Annotated in this window: 2 protein-coding genes; both read left to right on the forward strand. The window is 75.2% G+C overall.

What is annotated here, in order from left to right:
- Window positions 1-64 precede the first annotated feature (64 nt).
- Window positions 65-1,372 (forward strand): lanthionine synthetase C family protein, encoded by a 1,308-nt coding sequence (locus tag AC5LUJ_RS20780; RefSeq protein WP_493465565.1) that lies wholly within the window; start codon window positions 65-67, stop codon window positions 1,370-1,372.
- 26 nt (window positions 1,373-1,398) lie between these two features.
- The coding region (gene fxlM / locus AC5LUJ_RS20785) for a methyltransferase, FxLD system (protein WP_493465566.1) at window positions 1,399-3,481 on the forward strand (2,083 nt) is incomplete at its 3' end.

Consider the following 3,481-nt stretch of genomic DNA (forward strand, 5'->3'; position numbering starts at 1 on the left):
CCGAGACCCGCACCCACCGGCTCGCCCGCGCGATCGCCCTCGCCGACGCCGCCGGAGCACAGCGATGACGCGGACCACCGCTGTCCGCCGCGGGCTGTGGCTCGCCGAGGCCGACCTCGCGCGTGCGCACGCGCTCGCCGCCGGCATCGCCGCCGAGCTCACCGACCCGCCACCGCCCGGCGGCGACGAGCAGGACGAACAGGATGCGCCGGCCAGCCGGCGGTGGCACCACCAGTCCCTGTCCAAGGGCGCGCCCGGCATCGCGCTTCTCCACGCGCTGCACACACCCCCCGACCGGCGTGACGGGCTCGTCCACCAGTGGCTGCGCTGTGCGACCGCCGGCGGCCTCAGCGTCGGACGCGGCGCCGGGCTGTGGTTCGGCGCCCCGGCAGTCGCGTTCGCCGCCGCCACGGCCGCACCCCACCGGTACCGGGAGGCGCTGGCAACGCTGGACGCCGCTGTCGCCGCTCTCACCCGGACGCGGCTGGTGGCGGCCCGGGCCCGGATCACCGCGGCGCAGCGGCCCCGGCTCGCCGAGTTCGACGTCGTCCGCGGCCTGACCGGGCTCGGCGCGTACCTGCTGCGACGCGACCCGGATGGCCCCCTCGTCCGCGACGTCCTGGACTACCTGGTCGCGCTGACCCGACCGCTGCCCGCCCACGACACCATCGGAGCCGACGCGCCCGGCTGGTGGGCCAGCGACCCGCCCCCCGACGACCCGGACAACCTGGGCGGTCACGCCAACCTGGGGACAGCCCACGGCATCGGCGGCCCGCTCGCGTTCCTCGCGCTCGCGCTGCGCGCCGGTGTCACCGTTGCCGGGCACGCCGAGGCCATCGACCGGATCAGCGACTGGCTCGACACCTGGCGCCAGCCCGCACCCGCCGGGCCGTGGTGGCCCGAGCACCTCACCGCCGCAGACCTGCGGGCCGGCCGGCCCACCCAGGCCGGTCCGGCCCGGCCGTCGTGGTGTTACGGCGTCCCCGGACTCGCCCGTGCCCAGCAGCTCGCCGCACTCGCCCGCGGCGACCGCACCCGCCAGGCCGCCGCGGAACACGCCCTCGCCGCCTGCCTCGGCGACCCGGCCCAGCTCGCCCGGCTCACCACCCCGACCATCTGCCACGGCTGGGCGGGCGTGACGCTTACCGCCTGGTTCGCCGCCGCCGACGCCTCCACCACCAGCCTCGCCCCGGTGCTCCCCGGCCTGGTTCGCGCGTTCCTCGACCACGCGACCGACCCCTGCCCGGCGCCCGGGCTCATCGACGGCCGCGCCGGGATCGCCCTCGTCGCACACACCCTCGCCACACCCGCCACAGTCACGCCCGCCACGGCCACGTCCGCTGCCTGGCCTTCCTGCCTGCTTCTCACCTGAACCCCAGCCGACGACAGGACACCGACATGACCACATCCCCGGCCAGCGGCAGCTGGCGTCAGCTCAACCTTGTCTGCGCGGACTGGCGAGCCGCCGAACAGATGGCCGCAGCACACCTGCGGCCCCTGCTCGTCGACGCCGAGCACGCCGGCACCGTCGAGGCCTGGTGGTTCGTGCGCAAGGGCGACACCTGGCGGCTGCGGCTTCGCCCCGCGACCGGGCAGGTTGTCGAGCAGCTCGCCGACGCCCTCCTCGGCCGCGGCGCGATCCGGTCGTGGACCGAGACCCGCTACGAGCCCGAAACCCAGGCGTTCGGCGGCCCGGCCGGCATGGACCTGGCGCACGAGCTGTTCAGCACCGACAGCCGTCACCTGCTCGACCACCTCGCCGACACAGGCCCCGCGCTCCGCCGCGAACTGCCCGTCGTTCTCGCCGCCCGGCTACTGCGCGCCGCCGGCCTCGACACCTACGAGCAGGGTGACTGCTGGACCCGCCTCGCCGCCCACCGCACCCCGCCCGCGCCGGCCGCCGTACCGGGGCAGCAGACGCTTCTTGCCGTCCGCACCCTGGTCACCGCCGGCGCCGACACCCCCGCGAGCCCCCTGCACACCGCCCCGGCCTGGGCCGGCGCCTTCGAACACGCCGGCCGTAGCATCGCCGCCCTGGCCGCCACCGGGACGCTGACCCGTGGCCTGCGCGGCGTGCTCATCCACCATCTGCTGTTCCTGTTCAACCGACACGGCGTCAGCGCCACCGACCAGCACATCCTCGCCACCGCCGCCAGCACGGTTATCTTCGACCCACCGGGCACCAGCCCCACCAGGACCGCGCCCGCCGACGAACCCGCGGCCAGGCCAGACGACACCACCAGCACCGGCCACGACAGTGCCACCACGGCCGGCGATGCTGACGATGTCGACGAGCAGCGGGCCGCGCGGCTACGCGACGCTCTCACCGACTACATCAAAGGCTGGGGGACGTTCCACACACCGCAGGTCGAGGCCGCGTTCCGCACGGTGCCGCGGCACCTGTTCCTACCGGGCATCGATCTTGACGTCGCCTACGGCCGCAAGCCGGTCGTCACCCGGCGCGCCGCCGACGGCACCTCCCTGTCGTCCGCGTCCAGCCCGACGCTGGTCGCCACCATGCTCGAACAGCTCGCCCCACAGCCCGGCGACCGCGTCCTGGAAATCGGCACCGCGACCGGCATCAACGCAGCGCTCCTCGCCGAGCTCGTCGGCCAGAGCGGCGACGTCGTCACCATCGAACTCGACGACGACCTCGCCGCCAGCGCCGCCGCCCACCTGCGCACGGCCGGCTACCAGGTCCATGTCCGCTGCGGCGACGGCGCGCTCGGTCACCCGGACCGCGCACCCTACGACCGGCTGATCGTCACCGCCGAGGCGACGGACCTCATGCCGGCCTGGTGGGACCAGCTGCGGGTCGGTGGCCGCGCCGTCGTCCCGCTGCGGCTCCACGGCAGCGGCCTGACCCGCGCCCTCGCCTTCGACCACCACCGGCCCGGCCAGATGACCAGCACCTCCGCGGTCGTCTGCGGCTTCGTCCCGATGCGCGGCAGCGCCGAACGCCTCGAAGGCCACGTCCGCCTCGCCGACGACATCGTCCTCAAGATTGACGCTGCCGAGCCGTACGACCATCCCGCGCTCGCCGACGCGCTCCACCACCCGCCGCAGCGGCGCTGGACCGGGATCCACGTCCGTCACGACGAGCCCGCCGAACATCTCGACCTGTGGCTCGCGACCGCCACCGACCGCTCCTACGGGCGGCTGTCCGTCAGCACCGCCGCCCGCGCCGGCGGCCTCGCCGACCCTGCCCTGCGCTGGGGCGGAGCCGCACTCCACGACGGCGGCACCCTCGCCTACCTCACCGCCCGCGAACCCACCGACGACGCCCTCGAGCTCGGCATCACCACCCACGGGCCGGACAGCGACACGCTCACCACCCATCTCGCCGATCTGCTCCACACCTGGGCCCGGCACCGGCCAGCCCAGCCCACGATCACCGCCCGCCGCACCCCCAACCACACCGACGCCGACGGCTCGAGAACGCACATCCAGCGCCCGCACACCCAGATCACGATCAGCTGGT

It is taken from the genome of Protofrankia sp. CiP1_Cm_nod3, assembly GCF_982290655.1.